Annotated in this window: 22 protein-coding genes; 13 read left to right on the top strand and 9 right to left on the bottom strand. The window is 47.2% G+C overall.

Translation table 11 applies throughout. The features are described 5' to 3' along the window. Window positions 1–63: 63 nt before the first annotated feature. The 4 genes from ABN764_RS14315 (at window position 64) to ABN764_RS14300 (ending at window position 4,978) form a co-directional block, all read left to right on the top strand. Complete coding sequence (locus ABN764_RS14315) at window positions 64–1,167, top strand: AAA family ATPase (protein ID WP_036590943.1); 1,104 nt, start codon at window positions 64–66, stop codon at window positions 1,165–1,167. Continuing rightward, on the top strand, window positions 1,167–3,509 hold the full coding sequence (locus ABN764_RS14310; protein WP_446672546.1) for a DUF5682 family protein: 2,343 nt from the start codon (window positions 1,167–1,169) through the stop codon (window positions 3,507–3,509). The genes ABN764_RS14315 and ABN764_RS14310 overlap by 1 nt, the downstream gene beginning before the upstream one ends. A gap of 1 nt (window position 3,510) precedes the next feature. Further along, a complete protein-coding gene (locus tag ABN764_RS14305) occupies window positions 3,511–4,716 on the top strand; it encodes a VWA domain-containing protein (protein WP_446672288.1) in 1,206 nt (401 codons plus the stop codon). Window positions 4,717–4,843: 127 nt separating this feature from the next. After that, window positions 4,844–4,978 (top strand): hypothetical protein, encoded by a 135-nt coding sequence (locus tag ABN764_RS14300; RefSeq protein WP_446672287.1) that lies wholly within the window; start codon window positions 4,844–4,846, stop codon window positions 4,976–4,978. Between the two features lie 5 nt (window positions 4,979–4,983). On the opposite strand, the gene ABN764_RS14295 is transcribed toward ABN764_RS14300, so the two are convergent. The 8 genes from ABN764_RS14295 to ABN764_RS14260 form a co-directional block, all read right to left on the bottom strand. Further along, complete coding sequence (locus ABN764_RS14295; RefSeq protein ID WP_446672286.1) at window positions 4,984–5,118, bottom strand: hypothetical protein; 135 nt, start codon at window positions 5,116–5,118, stop codon at window positions 4,984–4,986. Window positions 5,119–5,597: 479 nt separating this feature from the next. Then, window positions 5,598–6,110 carry a DoxX family protein gene (locus ABN764_RS14290; protein WP_446672285.1) on the bottom strand — a complete coding sequence of 171 codons (513 nt, stop codon included), beginning with the start codon at window positions 6,108–6,110 and terminating at the stop codon, window positions 5,598–5,600. A 295-nt stretch (window positions 6,111–6,405) separates the two neighbouring features. Beyond that, a complete protein-coding gene (locus ABN764_RS14285) occupies window positions 6,406–6,795 on the bottom strand; it encodes a DUF3899 domain-containing protein (protein WP_446672284.1) in 390 nt (129 codons plus the stop codon). Window positions 6,796–6,797: 2 nt separating this feature from the next. Then, a complete protein-coding gene (locus ABN764_RS14280) occupies window positions 6,798–8,444 on the bottom strand; it encodes a peptide ABC transporter substrate-binding protein (protein WP_446672283.1) in 1,647 nt (548 codons plus the stop codon). Between the two features lie 41 nt (window positions 8,445–8,485). Further along, complete coding sequence (locus ABN764_RS14275; protein ID WP_446672282.1) at window positions 8,486–9,439, bottom strand: ABC transporter ATP-binding protein; 954 nt, start codon at window positions 9,437–9,439, stop codon at window positions 8,486–8,488. Continuing rightward, complete coding sequence (locus ABN764_RS14270; RefSeq protein WP_446672281.1) at window positions 9,420–10,454, bottom strand: ABC transporter ATP-binding protein; 1,035 nt, start codon at window positions 10,452–10,454, stop codon at window positions 9,420–9,422. Before ABN764_RS14270 ends, ABN764_RS14275 begins: the two co-directional genes overlap by 20 nt. Window positions 10,455–10,466: 12 nt before the next feature. Next, on the bottom strand, window positions 10,467–11,414 hold the full coding sequence (locus tag ABN764_RS14265) for an ABC transporter permease (RefSeq protein ID WP_446672280.1): 948 nt from the start codon (window positions 11,412–11,414) through the stop codon (window positions 10,467–10,469). A 1-nt stretch (window position 11,415) separates the two neighbouring features. After that, window positions 11,416–12,342: an ABC transporter permease gene (locus ABN764_RS14260; RefSeq protein ID WP_446672279.1), complete on the bottom strand. Its 927-nt coding sequence runs from the start codon at window positions 12,340–12,342 to the stop codon at window positions 11,416–11,418. Window positions 12,343–12,855: 513 nt separating this feature from the next. Here ABN764_RS14260 and ABN764_RS14255 point away from each other — a divergent pair. Beyond that, entirely contained in the window at window positions 12,856–13,119 is a 264-nt protein-coding gene (locus ABN764_RS14255) for a CD3324 family protein (RefSeq protein WP_446672278.1), read from the top strand. 91 nt (window positions 13,120–13,210) lie between these two features. Here ABN764_RS14255 and ABN764_RS14250 read toward each other — a convergent pair whose 3' ends face one another. Further along, window positions 13,211–14,125: a DNA-3-methyladenine glycosylase family protein gene (locus tag ABN764_RS14250; protein WP_446672277.1), complete on the bottom strand. Its 915-nt coding sequence runs from the start codon at window positions 14,123–14,125 to the stop codon at window positions 13,211–13,213. A gap of 212 nt (window positions 14,126–14,337) precedes the next feature. Between ABN764_RS14250 and ABN764_RS14245 the strand changes: the two genes are divergently transcribed. From ABN764_RS14245 to ABN764_RS14210, 8 genes are all read left to right on the top strand, one after another. Beyond that, complete coding sequence (locus ABN764_RS14245; protein ID WP_065291161.1) at window positions 14,338–14,937, top strand: bifunctional transcriptional activator/DNA repair enzyme AdaA; 600 nt, start codon at window positions 14,338–14,340, stop codon at window positions 14,935–14,937. Then, window positions 14,927–15,454, top strand: coding sequence for a methylated-DNA--[protein]-cysteine S-methyltransferase (locus ABN764_RS14240; RefSeq protein ID WP_446672276.1), 528 nt, complete (start codon window positions 14,927–14,929; stop codon window positions 15,452–15,454). Before ABN764_RS14245 ends, ABN764_RS14240 begins: the two co-directional genes overlap by 11 nt. A gap of 50 nt (window positions 15,455–15,504) precedes the next feature. Beyond that, window positions 15,505–16,323, top strand: coding sequence for an SPL family radical SAM protein (locus ABN764_RS14235; protein ID WP_446672275.1), 819 nt, complete (start codon window positions 15,505–15,507; stop codon window positions 16,321–16,323). A gap of 310 nt (window positions 16,324–16,633) precedes the next feature. Beyond that, entirely contained in the window at window positions 16,634–17,833 is a 1,200-nt protein-coding gene (locus ABN764_RS14230; protein ID WP_446672274.1) for a serine hydrolase domain-containing protein, read from the top strand. Window positions 17,834–17,865: 32 nt separating this feature from the next. Further along, entirely contained in the window at window positions 17,866–18,441 is a 576-nt protein-coding gene (locus ABN764_RS14225) for a TetR/AcrR family transcriptional regulator (RefSeq protein WP_231515036.1), read from the top strand. A 135-nt stretch (window positions 18,442–18,576) separates the two neighbouring features. Then, entirely contained in the window at window positions 18,577–19,158 is a 582-nt protein-coding gene (locus ABN764_RS14220; RefSeq protein WP_065291107.1) for an RNA polymerase sigma factor, read from the top strand. Beyond that, window positions 19,119–20,111 carry a DUF4367 domain-containing protein gene (locus ABN764_RS14215; protein WP_446672273.1) on the top strand — a complete coding sequence of 331 codons (993 nt, stop codon included), beginning with the start codon at window positions 19,119–19,121 and terminating at the stop codon, window positions 20,109–20,111. Before ABN764_RS14220 ends, ABN764_RS14215 begins: the two co-directional genes overlap by 40 nt. 169 nt (window positions 20,112–20,280) lie before the next feature. Then, window positions 20,281–21,042 carry a hypothetical protein gene (locus ABN764_RS14210; RefSeq protein WP_174810022.1) on the top strand — a complete coding sequence of 254 codons (762 nt, stop codon included), beginning with the start codon at window positions 20,281–20,283 and terminating at the stop codon, window positions 21,040–21,042. Window positions 21,043–21,059: the final 17 nt, after the last annotated feature.

The raw sequence follows: 21,059 nt of genomic DNA, 5'->3' as shown, positions 1-21,059 counted from the left end.
CGCATTGTCAGAGTTATAAGACAGGTGCGTGCAACGAGCTTAAACGTCAGGGGAGATGATGAGATGGCAACGAGCCAACAGCAAATGCAGGATATCATGCGACTCTCAGCCGAGCGCTTGTATGAGGATGAGATTGCGGCACTACGCAAGGCGGACAAAGGAAAGATTCCAACAGGATGGCAAATGTCTCCGCAAGCGGTGCTCACGTTCATCACGGGAGGCAAGGCAGGAAAGACGACAATTACACCCAAATATATCGGCAACAGACGATTAGTGGAAATGGCGATTGCAACACTTGTGACAGACCGAGCACTCCTTCTGATCGGGGAACCGGGTACAGCCAAGTCATGGCTTTCCGAGAATTTGACTGCCGCTATTTACGGTAATTCCGGTCTTGTCGTACAAGGAACTGCTGGAACGAGCGAAGAACATGTACGGTACTCGTGGAATTACGCGATGCTCCTTGCGAACGGACCTACGCCGGAAGCGCTTGTTCAGAGCCCAATTATGCGGGCGATGGAGGCTGGTGGGATCGCTAGATTTGAGGAAATATCTCGCTGCGCCTCTGAGGTGCAGGATGCACTTATCTCGATACTTTCGGAGAAGACAATATCTGTGCCTGAGCTCGGCAAGGAAGTAAATGCGCGCAAGGGTTTCTCCATCATTGCGACAGCAAATACAAGAGATCGCGGAGTCAATGAGATGTCGGCTGCCCTGAAGCGCCGATTCAATATTATTGTGCTGCCAACGCCATCGGATATGAATACCGAGGTTGAGATCGTGAAGAAGCGCGTTCAGGAGATCGCTTCCGCTTATGATTTGCAGACAGCTGCTCCTTCTGATGAGGCGCTTCACAAGGTTGTAACCATATTCCGTGAGCTGCGCAGCGGCATGACGGTTGACAGAAAGGAGAAGGTGAAGTCTCCGGCGGGTGTCATATCGACGGCAGAAGCGATATCCCTGCTCACGAACAGCATGGCGCTTGCAGCAAGCTTCGGAAGCGGAGAACTGAGCGATGAGGACTTGGCGGCTGGTCTACAGGGAGCCATCGTGAAGGATGATGTCAAGGATAAACTCGTCTGGAAGGAATATCTCGACAACGTGATGAAAAAGCGCGGCGCGGAATGGCGCGGACTATACACGGCTTGTAAGGAGCTGAACGAGTGATGAGCGTGGTTGCGGCTTCTGCCGTGAACATATTCGGGGTTCGGCACTTATCGCCGGGCGGCGCGAAGCATATGTTGGATGAACTGGAGCGGATACAGCCTACAGCTGTGCTTATCGAAGGCCCCTCGGATGCGACGCCGGTCATCTGTCATTTGACGAACGAAGTAACGAAGCCGCCTATCGCCATTTTGGCCTTTACGGATGACTTGCCCGTGCGGACGGTCATGTGGCCATTTTCCGCTTATTCGCCAGAGCTGCAAGCCATGAGATGGGCAGAGCAACATGGCGCACAAGCTGCATTTATCGATCTTCCATCCTCTGTAACGCTTGCTTTGCAGGAAACACGGCATCGCGCAGATTCTGCTGATGAGGAAAGTGACAGCATGGAGACTGAATCATCTGAACAACGGATACAGGAAGGGGAACACCGCTCGATTTACGGCCGAATTGCCGAGCTTGCAGGGGAGCCTGACTATGATACGTATTGGGAACGAAACTACGAGCACAACTTGAACCCGGGTGCCTATCGTGATTCCATATTGGCTTTTTCCGCTGAGATGCGGCTGTTAACAGAAGAGACAGAACGACTGACCGATCGCACGGAATATGCCTACAACGCGATCAGAGAAGCATATATGCGGCGGAACATCCAAGACACGATAAACGCAGGCCATGCTCCTGAAAAAATCGTCGTTATATGCGGTGCGTATCATGCTTCTGCACTGGTGGATCTAACGGCAGCGATGACGGATGAAGAAGTGGCGCAGCTGCCGAAGCGGAGCTCGAAACTTACCCTGATGCCTTATTCCTATTATCGATTGTCCTCACGCTCAGGTTATGGAGCGGGTAATCATGCGCCTGGCTACTTCCAGATGATGTGGGAGCATATGCTGGACGGCACGCTTGCTGATCTGCCGATGCATTATTTATCCGCTGTTGCTCGTTCACTGCGCAAATCAGGGACGCATCGCTCTACAGCAGAGGTAATTGAGGCCGTACGTCTGGCGCAATCGCTTGCCTCCTTACACGGAGGGAGTGCGCCGACCTTGCTGGATTTACGTGACGCGGCACTTACATTGCTCGGTCGCGGTGAACTGTCCGTCATCGCAGAAGCATTAGTGCGAGTTGATATCGGAACTGCAATTGGATCGCTTGCTGATGGCGTTAGCCAGACACCGATTCAGGATGACCTGAACCGTTGGCTGCGCAAGCTGAAGCTGGAGAAGTACAAGACGGCCGTGGCGACCGATCTCGCGCTTGATCTGCGCGAGAATCGTCGTGTCAGTTCGGAAGAGTCTGCATTTCTTGACTTGAATCGCTCATTTCTATTCCATCGGCTGACTCTGCTTGGTATATCGCTTGCGAAGCAGAAGCCGAGCCCACAAGAGCAAGCAACCTGGGCCGAGCATTGGGTACTTCAATGGACGCCGGAAGTGGAGATTGAAGTTGTCGAATCCACGTTGCTGGGAGAGACAGTTGAGGTGGCTGCTGCCTACAAGCTTCAGCAGAGGCTGGATAGCTGCGTAACGATTAACGAGGCATCCAAGCTAATCCGCGTCGCTTGCGAGTGCGGCATGCTGACGCAGATGGAAGCCGCTCGTCAAGCGCTGCAGCGGCTGGCAGTGGATAGTCGGGATGTCGTTCAGATTGCAGCGGCGGCAAGAGACCTGTCTATGATTATCCGTTACGGCGATATAAGACGTATGGATATGACGCCATTGCTGCCACTGCTGGAGCAGCTGTTCTTCCGCGCTTGTCTGTTCCTGCTCGATGCTAGCAGCTGCAATGATGAGGCTGCCAATGCCATGATCATCGCTATGAACGAGTTGAACAGCATATCACTCGATCATAGCGAACGGGTTGATGAAGCGCTATGGCTGCAAGAATTGCAACACTTGGCAGAGCGGGATGATCGGAATCCACGGTTGTGCGGATTTGCCTGTGCCATATTGATGGAACGCAACGTCATCTCTGCACAGCAATGTGCAGAGGAGGTGTCACGCCGCTTGTCCCCAGGTATCCCAGCAGAGCTGGGTGCGGGGTGGTTCGAAGGATTATCAATGCGCAATCGATATGCGTTGTTGTCACGCATGACGCTCTGGGAGCAGTTGAATGAATATATTCTATCTCTGGATGATAATGAGTTTGTAAGAGCACTCGTCTTCCTGCGGCGAGCATTCAGCACATTCGATCCGAGAGAGAAGGCGATGATTGCCGAGCTGCTTGGGGAATTGTGGGGCGTCCAACCCGAACAGGCCGAAGAGCTGCTTATGGGTGAGTTGAAGGAGGAAGAAGCGAGCATGATTGACGAATTGAATGATTTTGATTTTGGGGACATATAACATGAGCACATTCGCTGAATCACAAGCACTTACACGTTGGCGGCTCATCCTCGGCCAGCCAGCTGAAGCGCAGCTATCCAGCTATTCCGTGAATGGCTGTACCGATCTGTCGGAAGAAGAACAGATCATGGATCAAGCATTGGCGGCTATCTATGACGAGACGAGTGATTCGCAGGCCGAATCCAGTTCTTCCGCTGGCAGGAAGGGAGCAGGACTTGGCCAATCGGCACCGCGCTTATCAAAATGGCTTGGAGATGTACGTTCCTTCTTCCCTGAAGATGTCGTATCGATTATTCAGCATGATGCGATGGAGCGAAAAGGATGGAAGCAGCTGCTGTTCGAGCCGGAGGTTCTGGCGCAAGTAAAGCCAGATATTCAATTAGTGGGCACATTGCTGTCATTGAAGGGCAAAATCCCTGAGAAGACGAAGGATACGGCTCGCATGCTTGTACAGGCGGTTGTGGATGAACTCGTGAAGCTGCTTGAAAGTGACATACGCCGAGCGGTTACGGGGGCGCTGAATCGAAGACAGCATTCTCCGCTTCCGTCTGTAAGCGGTATCGATTGGAAGAGAACTATTTCGCGTAATCTGAAGCATTATGACATGGAGCGGAAGCAAATCATTCCGGAGCGGTTCTATTTCTTCGACCGCGCGCAGCGCAATAAAGAATGGACGGTCATCGTAGATATCGACCAGAGCGGATCGATGGCGGACTCCGTAATTTGGGCGTCTGTAATCGGGTCAATATTTGCATCAATACCATCGTTGGATACACGGGTTGTCGTATTCGATACCGAAGTGGTTGATCTGACAGAACAGTGTGCTAATGATCCGGTTGACATGCTGTTCGGGATTCAATTGGGCGGTGGAACGGATATTAACAAATCTGTGGCGTATTGTGAGCAGTACATATCGGAGCCGAAGAAGACATTGTTCATCATTGTGTCCGACTTGTATGAAGGCGGCAATCGTGGAGCGCTCATCCGCCGGATGAAGGAGCTAAGGGAAGCAGGGGTAAGGACGATGTGCCTGCTCGCGCTATCTGATCAAGGCCAGCCCTTCTATGATGAGAATCTTGCTAAGATTCTAGCGCGGGATGGAACCCCATGCTTCGCTTGTACACCAAGCTTGCTGCCGGAATTGGTTGAAGGAGCTTTGAAAGGGCATGATCTGACTGAACTGGCTAAGCGGGTAGGTACCAAGTGATGTGGTGCTCACAAAGTTATAGATCTAAAAAGGACAGGACGGTATGTTAACCGTCCTTTTTTCATTTTAATTTATGAACTGGAAGGCAAGATCTCTTGCTGAAAATTTGGTGCAGGTGATGTTCCATATGCGCCACGTAGTCTTGAATCAACCATTCCAAGGTCACGATTTGTCCGTCAGGGAGTTTGCAGCGCACATCAAGGCTTGGTTGAGAGCGGTGTGTGATCACTCGAAGGACGGCTTGATTCAAGCTGCACCATAATCTGATTACGTCTTCAATAGGGGCGTTGTTGTACTGCTGCGCATCAACCCAATGGTTCTGACTTCCTCTTGCAGCGCTTGAAACTGTTCAGGCACCGTATTCAAGGCAGCTTCGAGTCTGGCAATAGAATTTGCAATCAAAGTATCCTCTCCCAGTGGCATTGATTTTCCATCTAGACATCTATATTTATATTGTACTGCGATCATGAGTTTGCTGCCATAGAGCCGCTAAGAATTCACTTACACGAAGTATTCTCTCGCAGCTCAATGACAGGATCCGTTAGAAGGATCGTTAACGGTGCATGCAGCCTAGGACAGGATGAGCCAAAATATAATGGGAGATATGCGAGAACAGAGTGAATCTTATATACCTTATTGATGGAGACTGATTGGAAGCTTATGTTTTGATGAGGTATAGGTAAATAAGAAATGCTGGATACGATGACAACATCGAGTGTATTTAAAGCGATTAAATAAAGGCGGTTGGGGAGTCACGCTGACAATTGTAATTGTATAGTCAATAAAATAAATACGCTATAACTTGCAGGACTAAAAAAGAACAATAGTGATCGAGCTATGTTGTTTACCATTGTGAGCGTGTTGATGAGCAGTTGTGTTACTCACGAGGTTACTGAGGTTGAAGTGCTGCTTTGAGGTGAATGGCTGCGAGTCAATTTCAGTCTGCGGAACAACAGTTGATCCACTCCGAAGCGGCCTGCATTGGTATAGGCGACGAGAATGAACAACGTAAGGATAATCATGATAGGATTGGCGCTGATAGAACCACTTAGTAGAAATGATATATTCATTACAATGCCGAAAAATGCTGCAGTTCTCGTTAACCCGCCTACGATCAGGCCAATACCGACAAGAAGTTCTCCCCATTGAACCATGAGGCTGAATAGTTGGGCATTCGGGATTGCGACATGTTCAAGGAATGACGCCCACCAACCCTGAACAATAGGATTCTCGCCAGAAGCCTTTGCTAGAGCACCTTTCAAAAATCCGCTTGCATCAAAGCCTCCACCAGTCATTTTGTGCAATCCGGCTGAAACCCAGGTGTAGCCTACATAAAGCCGGAGGGCCAACAATAGTGCTGCTGCCCACACATTTTTCCGTAAAAAATCGATCATTAACCAATCCTCCTTAATATTCGTGTGATTCCCATATATAGGATGCATAAACACTTTATAGTGCAGGACGCTAATTTGCAAGCCCCATTAGAGCTATTTTTTGACTAAAAGCTTGCATTTTCTGCATGAATATAACGGATATCACATTATTATGCGTAATCACTAGAAAAATAGTAGGATTAAGAGTATTGTATCGCATCAGCCGTACAGACGGGAATCATCCAATACTTATGATATAGTAAAGCACAGGCTATCTCCTATTGAGAATAGGGGATAGCCTGATAGCGCCGCATGGTTAGAAATGTTGAATTTGTAGGATAGTCGCATCGATTAACATGCCGCTGCCACAGCCAAGCGCATATGCGCTCAGCTTGCGGCTAACTGTCAACTTCCATTGCTGAAGTGAAGTATCGGCTTGAAGACGTCTATCTTCCTCGCGCAGTGCATTCGATGTCGCTGTGAACATGGAGCCTAGTGAAGAAGCTCCACGTACAATTGGATTCAAAAATCCAGTACGCATAACATAAGCGAATGCACCAATAATCAATAGAATCAGTCCATACAGAAAGCATCTGTTCACACTGCCTACATCAATTCGATCACTCATAAGCCCGAATGGGGGAGCACTAATGATGTACACGATGGCCACGACGATAATCGACGATACCGCGTATCGTGCCAACATGATTATTGCTCAACACGCTTTGCGAAGCGCAGATCTGGATTAGAACGAACATCGAACACGATGCCTGTTACTTTTGGACTTACAAGTGCTGTATCCACGGAGAATAAGATCGGCATGATTGGCAAGTCTTCCATCAATACTTTTTCAGCTTGCTGGAGGATTTCAACCCGTTTGTTAGAATCCAACTCGTACGTAGATTTTGCAATCAGGTCATCATACTGTTTATTGTTCCAATTTGTGAAGTTGTTCGAGTTCGTAGATTGATAGTGAACAAGTACGCCAAGCGGATCAAGGAAGATTCCTTCCCATCCCATACGTGCAACTTGGAAGTTCTTCTGTTTGAATGTATCAATATACGTTTTCCATTCTTGTGCTTCGAGCTTCACTTCAACGCCGAGATTTTCTTTGAACATTGCCTGCAATGCTTCAGCCACTTTTTTGTGCTTATCAGCAGAATTCAATTTGAATGTAACAGGCGGCAGAGCGGACAATCCTTCTTCCTTCAAGCCCGCAGCGAGCAATTCTTTTGCTTTTTGAGGATTGAACTCGTAATACTTAGCTGCATCATCACGGAAGTCATTGCCGGACGGATTCTTGATGCCGTAGGGCACATAGCCGTAAGCAGCCTGTTCGCCTGCCTTCGTTACATTCTTCGTCAGCGTCTCGCGATCGATCGCATAGGAGAATGCTTGACGAATTTTTGGATTTGTAAATGGTTTTTCATTTACATTGAACGAATACGTATAGACACTGAACGTAGGGTGAGCCAAGTATTCTTTATTTTCTTTCTCCTGATCCAGTGTGTCGATTGGCAGTGCCGTAATCAAATCAAGGTCGCCGGTTTTGTACATTTGATAATAGGTTGTTGCATCTTGCACCATTTTGAAATGGATGGTATCCATCGAAATGGCGTCTTTGTTCCAGTAATGATCGCTCTTTGCAAGTGTAATCTCTTCGTTATGCTTCCATTCCTTCGAAGTGTAAGGACCATTGCCGACGATGGTACTCGCTTCAGCTGCCCATTTCTCGTCTTTGTCTACGACCGTAGAACGAACCGGCAAATACGCATGTCCCATCGAGATAATCGGGAAGATACCGAGCGGTGCCTTCAATTCAACGATCAACGTATGATCATCTTTGGCTTTAACGCCAACGTCATCCGCGCTTCCTTTGCCTGTGTTGTACTCTTCTGCACCTTTAATGTAGTACAGTGAGGAAGGGTCGTACGCTGCTGTCTTCGGATTCAGTACCCGTTTCCAAGAGTATTCAAAATCTTGTGCTGTAACAGGATCACCGTTCGACCACTTCGCATTATCGCGAATCGTGAAAGTATACGTCTTGGCGTCAGCAGATACATCGACTTTGCTTGCAGCACCTTCTACGATTTTGCCGGCTTTGTCATACGTGTAGAGGCCTTCATATAGGTTATCGATAATAAAATAAGATGTTGTGTCTGAAGCGAGAGCTGGATCTAGGGTGTACGGTTCGCCGCCCGATAGATTCGTTGTGATCACTTGCGGAATCTTGTCGTTGGATTCTGTACCGGCAGCAGATGAATCCTTCGCTGTCCCGTTATTGCTTCCAGAGCATCCGGTTAAGGCAGTTGCGGCTAAGATTAGAATTGCTAACATTAGGTTCCATTTTTTCATGCTCGTTCCTCCAATAAAATCTTCATATGTAATAGATCTTCTTAATACAAGTGGCAGGCAACCCAGTGATTGCTGTACACTTGCTTGCCTTCCGGCATTTGATTGGCGCATAGCTCCGTTGCTGCCGGACATCTGCTATGGAACGGACATCCGGTAGGCGGAGATAGCGGGCTTGGCGGATCGCCATGCAGTACAATTCGTTCACGAAGTCTCTTATTTGAAGGATCCGTTGTTGGAATTGCTGATAATAAGGCCTGCGTATAAGGATGAAGCGGGTTGGTGAACAATGAGCTTCGATCTGCCAGCTCCATCATTTTCCCTAAATACATCACGCCGATTCGATCACTAATATGTTTGACCATCGCCAGGTCATGGGCAATGAATAAATAACTTAAGCCTTGTTCGATTTGCAAATCCTTCATCAGATTTACAATTTGCGCCTGTATCGATACATCGAGTGCAGAGATCGGTTCATCAGCGACGATAAATTGCGGATTCACGGCCAATGCGCGGGCGATGCCGATACGCTGTCTTTGCCCGCCGCTAAATTCATGCGGGTAGCGAAGCGCATGATCTGGGTGCAGCCCGACCTTCTCAAGCAGCTCAGCAATGCGCTCTTTGCGGGCCTTGCCTCTTGCCAAGCGATGTGCGTCGATTCCTTCGGCAATAATGTCGCCAACACGCAGGCGAGGGTTAAGTGATGCATGCGGGTCTTGAAAGATCATTTGCATGCTCCGATTCAGCTCACGACGTTCCAGGCCGCGTGCCCTAGCCAATTCCTTGCCATTGAACACCACCTTTCCAGCTGTAGGCTCCAGCAGGCCTACAGCGACTCTGCCTAATGTTGACTTGCCGCTGCCGCTCTCACCAACAAGGCCAACCGTCTCGCCGGGAAGGATGGATAAGCTGATTCCGTCAACTGATTTCACGGTGTGATTCGAACCTGTCCGAAAATGCTTATGCAGTTGATGGAGCTCAAGAATAGGCTTCGACATATTCATTCCTCCTTGCAGGGCCTGTCCCGTGACCGATTGGAGATCGGGGATCATTCAGCCAGCAGCGAGCGCTATGCTGATCTGTGAACGAAAGGGTGTCAGGCAGATTCTGCAGGCAGACCTGCATGGTATAAGGACATCTCTTCGCGAAGGGACAGCCAGTGATCGGTTCGGATAACTCTGGAGGAGAACCTTCAATCGGTATCAGCCGTTCATCCTCGGAGGTATCCAGCTTCGGCGTGGACTGAAGCAAGCCCCATGTATATGGATGCTTCGGACGCTCGAAGATATCTTCGACTGTGCCTGTTTCCACAATCATTCCGGCATACATGACTGCAACGCGATGCGCAACCTCAGCCACGACACCGAGATCATGGGTAATGAGCAGAATTGAGCTTCCCATCTGTTCTTGCAGCGTTGTCAGCATGTCAAGAATTTGGGCTTGAATCGTGACATCCAATGCGGTCGTAGGCTCATCCGCTATCAGCAGCTTGGGATTGCAGGCGAGTGCAATAGCGATGGATACACGCTGCCGCATTCCTCCACTAAATTCATGCGGGTATTGACTGTATCTTCGTTCCGCATCTGGAATGCCTACGAGCTGCAGCAATTGTATCGTTCTCGTTCGTGCATCGGTTCTGGTAAGCTTCTGATGCTGTCGCAAACCTTCACTGATCTGCGTACCGATCTTCATCGTTGGATTCAAGGATGACATCGGATCTTGAAAGACCATACCAATCTCGGAACCCCTTAGTTTCCTCATCTGAGAGCGAGAGAGTGAAGTGATGTCTTGGCCTTGAAAATGAATGTCTCCACCCTTCAGCTTCGCATGTGGAGCAGGGAGCATTCCCATAATGGTTCGAGCGGTTATGCTTTTGCCGCTGCCGCTCTCGCCGACGATTGCGAGTGTTTCCCGTTCATCAATATGGAAGGACACGTCTCGCACGGCTTGAAGCTCTCTATTTCTTGATTGGAATACAACATGCAATTGTTGAACTTCGAGCAAATGCTTCATGAGTGCACCTCCTTATTGTTGTGATCGTGGATCTAGGGCATCCTGCAATCCATCTCCAAATGCGTTGAATGCGAACATGGTGAGCGAAATCATTAATCCTGGAAAGAACAGTCGCCACCATTGGCCGCTTAATATGACGCCAAGTGAATCGTTGGCCATTGTGCCCCAGCTGGCATCAGGTGCTTGTACACCTAGACCAAGAAAACTTAGAAATGATTCAGAGAAAATTGCCGCCGGAATCGTAAACGTTAAGTTGACGATAATGATGCCCGCAGCATTCGGGAGCAGATGCTTAAAGATTATGCCTGCATGAGATGTGCCAAGCTTATGCGCTGCAAGTACATACTCTTGCTGCTTAAGCTGTAGAATCTGTCCACGTACAACACGCGCCATTCCAACCCAGCCTGTTATAGATAGGGCGATAATCATGGTGAAAATTCCTGGCTTCATAACGACAAGAAGCAAAATGATCACGAGCAAGTAAGGGATGCTATATAAAATTTCAACAATCCGCATCAACACATTATCGACGCGATCACCGAGCCTGCCGCGACCTGCCATATATCCTGAAATGCCACCTACTACAATGCCGACGACAAGATCAATTGCCGCTGCTGCGAATCCGATCGTAAGCGAGATACGTGCTCCTGCCCAAGTTCGCGCCCACACATCGCGTCCCAAATCATCTGTTCCGAACCAATGTTCTCCGGAGGGAGGGAGGTTCGTAGCTGTTAACGATTGAGCGCTCGAAGAATAGGGAACGAGCGATGGACCAATAGCGGCGAGGAAAATAATGACCAGCAGCAGCACGAGTCCGAGTACGGCGAGCTTGTTGCGCGATAGCTTGCGCAATCTGTCCTGCCACAATGGAACGCTGCGAGTTGCGAGCTGATGCTCTGCTTGGTGGCTGCGTTCGATGGGATGGAATAGATGATCCAATTCGGCTGATGAAGCTTTCATGCTAATCTCCTTTGCTAGCAAGTTTAATTCGCGGATCAACGATCCGGTAAGACATGTCGATTAAAAATAACGTAACGACCAATACGACGCTGTAAAAAATCGTTGTGCCCATAATGACGGGATAGTCCCGATTGAAAATACTATCGACGAAGTATTTACCGATACCAGGGATCGCAAAGATCTTCTCCACCACAAACGTGCCTGTGAGGACGGATGCGAACAGTGGGCCCATGAAGGAAAGTACAGGAATTAAGGAATTTCGCAATCCATGACGAATCACAATTTTCCAAGTAGGCAGACCCTTGGCTTCTGCTGTATGTATGTATTCCTGTTGCAGTACTTCCAACATGCTCGTTCGCACGAAGCGGGCAATGATCGCGATCGGCGCAACTGCAAGCGCGAGTGAGGGAAGAACCGTATGCTTCCAAGTTCCCCATGCAGCGACGGGTAGAAGCCCCCATTTCACCGACATGTACTTAATAAGCAATGGTGCCAAGATGAAGCTCGGAATCGAGATACCGAGCATCGCAATCATCATCGCTGCATAATCCAGCGCGCGGTTATGATGAAGGGCGGCAACCGTGCCTAGACCGATTCCGACCACGATTGCAAGCAGCATCGATTGAATGCCGAGTATCGCTGATGGTAGAAAACCGCGGGCTATCAAGGTGTTAACATCCGTAGTCTTGGATTGGATCGATGGCCCTAAGTCCAGGGTGAGCAGGCTCTTCAAATACAATAAGTACTGTGTAGGCAAAGGCTTATCCAGGTTATACCTTGCCCTCATGTTCTCCAATACGGACTCTGGCAGCGTCTTCGAATCTGAAGCGAATGGATCACCTGGGATCATGTGCATGATCACGAAGGTCAACGTAACAATGATCCATAGCGTGACCAGCATAGCGAATAAGCGTTTCAGCACAGCCATTATTCTGTTGTCTCCTGTTCATTTAATATTATATAATTCACATTGAATAAGTCGGAATTATGGCCAAATAAAATCCCCTAGCGAAATCGAAATCAACCGGTTGTTAAAAATTAATTCTGATAGGATTAGTATGAATAATAGGATAGAAGATTGGAAATGTCAATGTAATACTATGTAAATTTCAAAATTTAAATTTCATTTCATCATCTCATACACTTTAGAGGTAAGAAAGGGGGAAACGATGCCATTCCGTTGATTGTAAAGGGATATACTGGTACAATTGGCTATATTCAAACTTTACTAGATAACGAAATGAGGGGATCGTTTGTTATACATGCGTATCGACTTAGAACTACTCCATGCAAAGTCTATATTATGGACATGAACGGTTGCTTGTGTGGAGTTACATCGCTTAACCGTTCACTTTCATTTTGACTTTCATGGTGAAAATACGTTTATAATGTAGGCTTTGCTCCCTTAAAAGAGACCAATTTTTTAAGGAGCGAAGGGATCATGAAATATATGAAGGCGAATGAATGCTTGCCAGAACATCTGCTATTAGAAATACAGAAATATGTCTGTGGTGAATTCATATACATTCCAGCACCGCAAGGATCTCGTAAAAAATGGGGCGAAAACTCCGGGATTCGAAGAGAGCTCCAAGTTAGAAATGAGAAGATTCGGCACTGTTTCCGTGAAGGGGCATCGATTGATCAGTTATCTGAACAATATTGCCTATCTGTAGATAGCATCAAGAAAATTGTATACAAGAAATAAGGAATGGTAGACCCGCCCTGCTTCGAACGCAAGGCGGGTCTATTTGGTGTTAATGTCATAATCCTTGCCGCTGTATAGGATCGTGTGAGGATTAGTAGAGATATCTCCAGAGGTAAAATGTCGCATAAGCTTCCCAGCCGCTCCACTTCTTAGACATCTCCCGCAATTCGCTCTTCGTCGGCTTTCTGTCCGAGCCGAGGCGATGGCGAATGGCATTATGAAGTCCGACATCATCAATCGGAAATGCAGATGGCATTCGCAAGCAGCGCATGAGTACGTAATTGGCCGTCCATGGACCGATTCCACGTATTTGCGTCAACATCTGTTCGGCTTGCTTGAAGTCGTCGGCTGCGAGCAGCATTTCTTTTGACAATCGCTTATCGGCAATTAGCTGTGCAGTATGGATTAGGTACTCGCATTTTCGTTCGGTCATGCGCAATTGCTGCAGATCTTGGACGGCTAGAGAAGCGATATCGTGGGCAGTCGGATAGATCCAGTAGGTGTTCCCATCATATGTAATTCGCTTGCCAAAATGTTCGACTAGTCTCCGCTTCAACGTATACGCAAACGCAAGATTAATTTGCTGGCCAATAATTCCCCAGCTCATCGCTTCAAATAGGTCAGGGATGCCAATGATTCGCAATCCAGAGAATGACTGGACAGCATGTTGAAGCAAGGGATCGTTTTGGGCCAGAGCGTAAAAGGGTGCCAAGTCAGTGTCTAGGTCGAACCAATCTCGAACGTAATGTTCGACAGCACGATGTTCCTCCGGATTACGAGGAACCGTATTTCCAAGATAGACAATGTTCAGAGATTGATCTTCATTGGCGCTAATTTCTACGATTGGCGAACTATGTTCAAGAGGAATTGCCTTACATACCTTGTGTTGTTGTATCTCATATAGACATTCATTGGTCGTACGAGATAAGTAGTTCAGATTCTCGTTGAAATTGAATTCCTTAGGAACCTCCAACCGCGTCCGATTTTCCTTGTGTTCCATCGTCATGGTATCCCTCCCTGCACGAGAAATATCTCCTATTATAGTTGTATCATACTTCCGAATCACATGGATTTCGAAATATTGCGTTTCCATTCTGATTCGCGTACATAGCCCCGTCTATCAGGTTATACTGGAAGAGGAGGTGAAGTTCTATGCCAGAGAGGAACGAACCTATTCGGTTCATAGGCTTGTCTGAAGATGGGGGGCAGCAAACCATCATGCTAGGTATAGCGACAGATGAACAGTGGCAGGCCATCTTAGGGAATGATTCATCCTATGATCACCACTTCATCTATGCAGTGAAGACAACAGGGATCTTCTGCAGACCCTCATGCAAGTCAAGACCTCCAATTAGAGCGAACATATGTATATTTCAGAATGCGGAACATGCACAGAAGGCTGGATTTCGCCCGTGCAAACGGTGCAAACCATCAGGAGAGCGCATGCCGGATCAGGAATGGGTCCTTGAGATCGTTCAATGCATTCACAGCCGTTACGCGGAGTCATTGACGCTTCAAGCACTCGCCGAATTTTGTCACGGCAGTCCTTATCACTTACAACGTACATTTAAGCGGATAATGGGGGTATCTCCGATGGAATATGTTCAGCGTACGCGCATGCATCATGCCAAGCATCTACTCATTCATTCCAAGTATCCTGTTGCGGACATAGCACAGACAGTAGGGCTTTCGAATACCCCGTATTTTATCACCTTGTTCAAAAAAATGACCGGACATACACCGGCAGCCTATCGGATGCGCGAATGGAATATCGATCAGGATGAGATAAGCGGAGGAGAGAACAATCATGGGAACTGAGAACCTCAATATATATTGGTCATTGTTGCAAAATGATGCATGGCATCTGCATATTGCTGCTTCAGAACGCGGTTTATGTTATATTAGCGGGCAGAATGAATCATTTGAACAGCTTAGTCAATGGGCTGAGCGGCACTATCCCGCTGCTGGTCTAGTACGTGATGATGAACGTATGCAGCCATATGTTACGGAAGCAGCGGAATATTTGGCAGGGCATCGTGCGGAATTCGCTGTGCCGCTGGATATACAGGGAACTCCGTTCCAATGTGAAGTATGGGAAGCACTGTGTGCAATCCCCTACGGTGAAACTCGAACTTATTCCGAAATCGCGGAACAGGTTAAGAAACCGAAGGCCGCGCGAGCCGTTGGCAGTGCAATCGGGGCGAATCCTATTCTGATTACGGTGCCCTGCCATCGTGTCATTGGGAAGGATGGTTCTATAACGGGCTATCGAGGTGGGCTTGAGATGAAGAGGCGTCTTCTGCACGTTGAACAACGGCCTGCGATCAAGTCATGACGTAGAAGGTTGATAAAGATTGATCGCTGGCGAAGGGAGGAGTGAGGCGAATGATTGACTTGCAATTTACTACACCGAAAACGCTGCTGAACAAAGGTTCCGGATTCCTAGCCGACTATTCCCATACACTGAACCCATATACCGGGTGCTCATTCGCCTGCTCTTATTGTTATGTGCGACAAATGCCAGTGGCTAAGTTCCGCAAGGCGGCATGGGGCAGCTGGATTGATATTAAACAGCAGGCGGCAGCGGTGCTGCGTAAAGAACTGCGGAGAGCGAAGACGAAGGGCAATGTCACCATCTTCATGTCATCGAGTACTGATCCCTATCAGCCGATCGAATATAAGGAACAGGTAACGCGCTCGCTGCTGGAGGTTATGGCTGATGAGCAGCCTGATTTCCTATTGGTACAAACACGCAGCCCACTCGTTCAGCGTGATATCGATTTGCTCCAGCAGATGAAGGATAAGGTACGTGTAAGTATGACCGTAGAGACCGATAGGGAAGAGATTCGCAAGCATTTCACGCCTGGGGCGCCGCCAATTGCGGCTAGATTGAGAGCTTTGGAACAATTGCGTCTGGCAGGTGTTCCGACCCAGGCAACGATTGCCCCTGTTCTTCCAAGCAGTGAATCGTTTCCACAGAAGCTGGCAGGGCTGACGAATCGAATTTGTATCGATGATTTCGTTATGGGTGATGGTAGCGGGGGAGCTAGAACGAGACAATTGGGAATATTCAGATTGTACGAGGAACTCGGTTTGCAAGATTGGTACGAGCCAGATGCATATCGGCTTGTCTATGATCGGTTCAGCCGCGTGTTTCCTCCCGATCAACTTCATATAAGCCAGAAGGGATTTGCCCCAACGTAGACATCGATAATACAGACGGACAGCAAGGACAGGAAAGCTTTATAGATAGTAAAGCTAGTAAGGCTGGCAAAACGGTAAAGACGGTTATGCCAGCAAGTACAGACAGCATTTACGTTTGGACTTATGGATATCAAATGAACAAAAGGATAGACAGCGTAGGAAGTTGGGCAGTTCGCCGACTCCGATAGCTGTCTATTTTTTTGTCTATATACAAATGGAATAAGATGCGTTATTGTTTATATGACTAAATGAACTAAAATAGTCATAAGAATGAAAGTTTATTGGCAGCATACATAGGAGCGTGAAGCAAATGACACAGGTTCATGTACAAGGTTGGGTGGCAGCAGGATTTGAAGAAGTGGAAGAAGAGTTCGTACGGAACTTTACGAGGCGCAAAGAAACGGGTGCAGCATGTGCTGTATATGTACAGGGCAAGAAGGTTGTAGATTTATGGGGCGGGGTATCAGACCCTTATAGCGGAACATTATGGAAAGAGCATACGATGGTACCGGTATTTTCTAGCACGAAAGGCTTTGCAGCCCTGGCAGGGGCACTTGCGGTATCACGGGGGCTGCTCGATTATGATGAGCAAGTCAGTGCCTATTGGCCCGAATTCGCTGTTCATGGCAAAGAACGCATCACAGTTAGGCAGCTGTTGTCGCATCAAGCTGGACTGTGCACGGTAGATACATTACAATTGGAGAAGTTTGCAGATTTAGATACAGCTCAAGTTGCCAATAAGCTTGCGAACGTGAAGCCAGAATGGGCACCAGGTGTGAGGCATGGCTACAACGCTTGGACAGTAGGCTGGTATATCGGTGAACTTATACGTCGCGTAGACCCAAGAGGAAGAAGCTTGGGCCGTTTTTTCCATGAGGAGATTGCGAGTTCGCTTGATGCGGAATTCTATATTGGTCTGCCTGCTTCGGTGCCAGATGCAAGACTGGCTCAGGTGAGAGGCATTAACAGCCCAGCTCAAATCTTGAAGCATATTCATGAGATTCCCTTCTCCATGCTGCTGGGGTTCCTTAACCCTCGCTCGTTAACAGCGCGGAGCATGGTTGATCCGAAGCGGCTAGTTGCGAATGAGAACTTCAACCGTCGTGAGATGCTGGCGATCGAATTTCCATCCGGCAATGGAATTGGCGAGGTACGCGCAATGGCTGCCATATATGGTGAATTTGCTGCGGGAGGCAAGAAGCTGAACTTGTCCCAATCGGTGCTTCGAACGCTAGAGGCTCCACCGGAGCTGCCATTATCGGGGGCTTATGACCATGTGAATCGGACCAAGCTGGCTTATTCCGTCGGATTCTGGAAGCCCATTGAAGGGCATACGTTCGGCAGCAGCCACCGGGCATACGGACATCCGGGAGCCGGAGGTTCCTTCTGCTATGCAGACCCAGACTATGAGCTGGGTTATGCCTACGGGTTAAATGAGATAGGCGGGTATATGGACAATAATCCGCGTGAGAATGCGGTGCGCCAGGCGGTATATCGCTGCCTGAAGTAAAGGAGAGAGACATTATTCCGAAGTTTAGTGAGATGGAAAGAGAAGCGGTTCGTACATGCCTAATGTCCACAGGCAAGGAACTGTTCACTCAATATGGACTGAAAAAAACGAGTGTTGATGAAATTGTAAAGGCATGCGGCATCGCGAAGGGATCATTTTATGCCTTTTTCCAGTCGAAGGAAGAACTGTATTATACCATCATGCAAGAAGAAGAATCGTTCAAGGATCAGAAGATTCGAGAAATGCTGAACAGTGAACGATCTCCGAAGGAACTGCTGAAGGGCCTGTTCGACTTGTCATTTGAGATGCTGGAGACAAATCCGTTCCTGAAACGAGTTCAACAACGAGACGAATACGAATTGCTGATCAGAAAATTGCCTAAAGATAAGTTGGAAGAACATATTCAAGCTGACAATCGAGCTGGTGCCGAGCTGATTAAGCAATGGCAGGAGAAGCAGGTCATTATTGATAAAGACCCAGAAGTCATTATCGGTTTACTGCGCTCGGTTATGCTGCTGTCATTGCACAGAGAGGAAATTGGAGGTAAGTTCGATCAGGTCAAGGAACTGCTGCTTGAATGTGTGACGGAGGGACTGCTTCGCAAATAACAGGAACACAGCTTCATAATCTTACCATCAAAGTTGTACTGCTGATCAGAAGGCGGTGCAACTTTTTTATTAGGCAATGTCCTTTTTGTGTGAGTTTAAGTGTTGTATAGGTGAGGGAAGGAGGGGAAAGTTGGAATGGAGTCTGTTGAAGGGTTTGTTGAACAGGTGCAGGCAGGCCAAATCGAAGAGTATATCCATATCATTAATACCTACCAAAACCCGTTATTTCGATACTGCTCACGTCTGCTAGGAAACAAGCATGAAGCAGAAGATGCTGTTCAGGACATATTCGTGAGAGCCTACGAGAAAATTCACTTGTATAAGCCAAATGTATTGTTCTCTTCTTGGCTATATAAGATTGCTTACCATTATTGCCTCAATCTAATTCGCAAGCGCAACATCCAACAAAAATTCAAATGGTGGTTTACACAAGAGTCGACAACGGAGAGTGCTGAAGACACCGTCGGGAAGTCATTATTTGATGAGCCGCTTCATTCCGCATTGAAGCAACTTAGCGTGGAGGAACGGAACTTATTAGTTCTTCGCGTATTTGAGGAAAAGTCTTTTGCAGAGATCGGTGAGATTCTGAATAAAAGCACGGAGACAGTGAAGAAACGGTTTGGACGTACTAGAATCAAATTGCAGCAGTTCATGACTGAAGAAGGGGGGCGGGTTCGATGGAGCGAATCAGATCTATTATCGAAGATGAAGAAATAAGACGATATGAGCGAGAATTTGATACTGAACTGAAGATCGATATTCGCGAACCCGTTATGCGGCGCATTGCAAGTTTACACAGAGTTAGGAAATCCATGAATCGTTCAAAAGCAAGATTGCGCAGAAAGACGATCATTGTTCTTGCCTCCATCATTGTCACGTTAACCTCTATCTCGGGATATGCGGCATCTAAAATTATTCAAATTATCAATTCCAAAGGGGATGTTGTTGTTGAGACGAAAGAAATGAAATACAATCCAGGCGATATTCGCATACATAAGACACTAGAGCAATATGGGGAAATGGTGAAAGCACAATTAAAGCCGGGGGAATGGGCTGCTTTTTACGTTGAAGATAAACAGTTTACTCATTTGACTTTATTGAATAGAGTGAATTTTGAATATAATCCGATCGTTCATACCAATTATGATCGTTTGCAGCAGGAAATCAAGGATAAAGCTGGAGTGCCTGCCGTCGATATAGCAAATGCTCCAACTGGGCTAAAGTTTGAGTCAGGATGGGTATTTCCGAGTGTATATCCATTTAACGAAATAAAAGGATTAGCAGAACAATTTGAGAAAGAAGCGAAACAGGCAATACAAGAAGGAAAAAATCAAAAGTTGTTTATTAAACCACTTTCTTGGAAAGAAGTAGGCAGCTCACGCGCGAACTTTAATTACGATGGAAATCAACTAAAATTTATCGGGTTTTACCATACTCAATCACGGGTGGTATCACAGAATACTTCAGAAATTGCCGTTTCGAAAGTAAAGTTGAACGGGATGGAAGTTCTGTACAAAGAAAATGTAAAAGGGAAAAATGCCAGCTTCAAGCATCAAGTGGAATGGATGCGGGAGGGTGAAAATTCCTATTATATGTTATCCGATGAAGCGGGAAGTAAGCTATCAAAAACAGAGTTTTTTGAGATTGCGAAGAGTATGGTAGGAAAATAGTCATGCTTGAAAGCGGCCCGGGTGGCCGTTTTATTTATTTTAAAAAACAGATCTTTCCCGTCCCTTTTTACGTGTGCCAAGTGTTATACATAATGAGACTCAGGTGAGTTAGTTCATTTGGTTCCACGACATGCTTCAAAAATAATGAGAAGAAAGGGATGGACAAATTATGAAATCAAAATCATTTCTAATTACCATGTGCGCCGTTCTTGCGATGTCAATGAGTATAAGTCAAGTGGTGACGGCAAAGGAAGCTTCTGCAGCTAAGGGATCATCCACGAAGAAAATGGAGTCACAAAAAAAGGAAGATGCCAAGCAAAATGGAGAGCTTACCATCAAGGATGGAGAGCTTTATGCTACGTATACAAGCAAGGATAACTCCATTAATTTTAGTTTCAGAACGATAACCGGGGAAACTTATGAGGAGTTTCTCAAACAAGTTGTTCAGTATAAAGCTCCAAAGTTTACGGAGCTAGCTTTCTTGCCTGAAGGTTATAAGTTTATCAAAAGCGAAATCACTCCTCCATACCCCGATTTTTCCAGCGAGGCATATCGGGTGCTTGTAGACCAAATGAAAAAGGAAGCTAAAGGAAAAAAAGAGTATCAGAAGAAGCTGAACTGGAAGGAAGCCGGGGAGGCAGGTGTCATGTATACGAAGGATTCGGACTTCATTTTCTTGACAGTGACAAGAATTCAGCCTCTGACTATTGAAAAATCACCCGCTGCTCCTGTTGGCGGAAAACTGGAGAAGGTGAGTGTAAGTGGATTAGATGCGTTTTATACGACAGGGAGCAATGCACTATATTCGAATGTATTGATGTGGCAAGTAAAAGAGAAGAAGCTTGAATATCGGATTTCTACGAATAAGCAAAGCCCATTAACGAAGGAAGAACTTATTCAGATCGCAGAAAGTTGGAATGCTGCAAACTAACGGTTTCCACTGATTTC

This window comes from Paenibacillus wuxiensis, assembly GCF_040195695.1.
Lineage (GTDB): Bacteria > Bacillota > Bacilli > Paenibacillales > Paenibacillaceae > Paenibacillus_B > Paenibacillus_B suaedae.
This window is presented reverse-complemented; position numbering and strand designations above follow the sequence as displayed.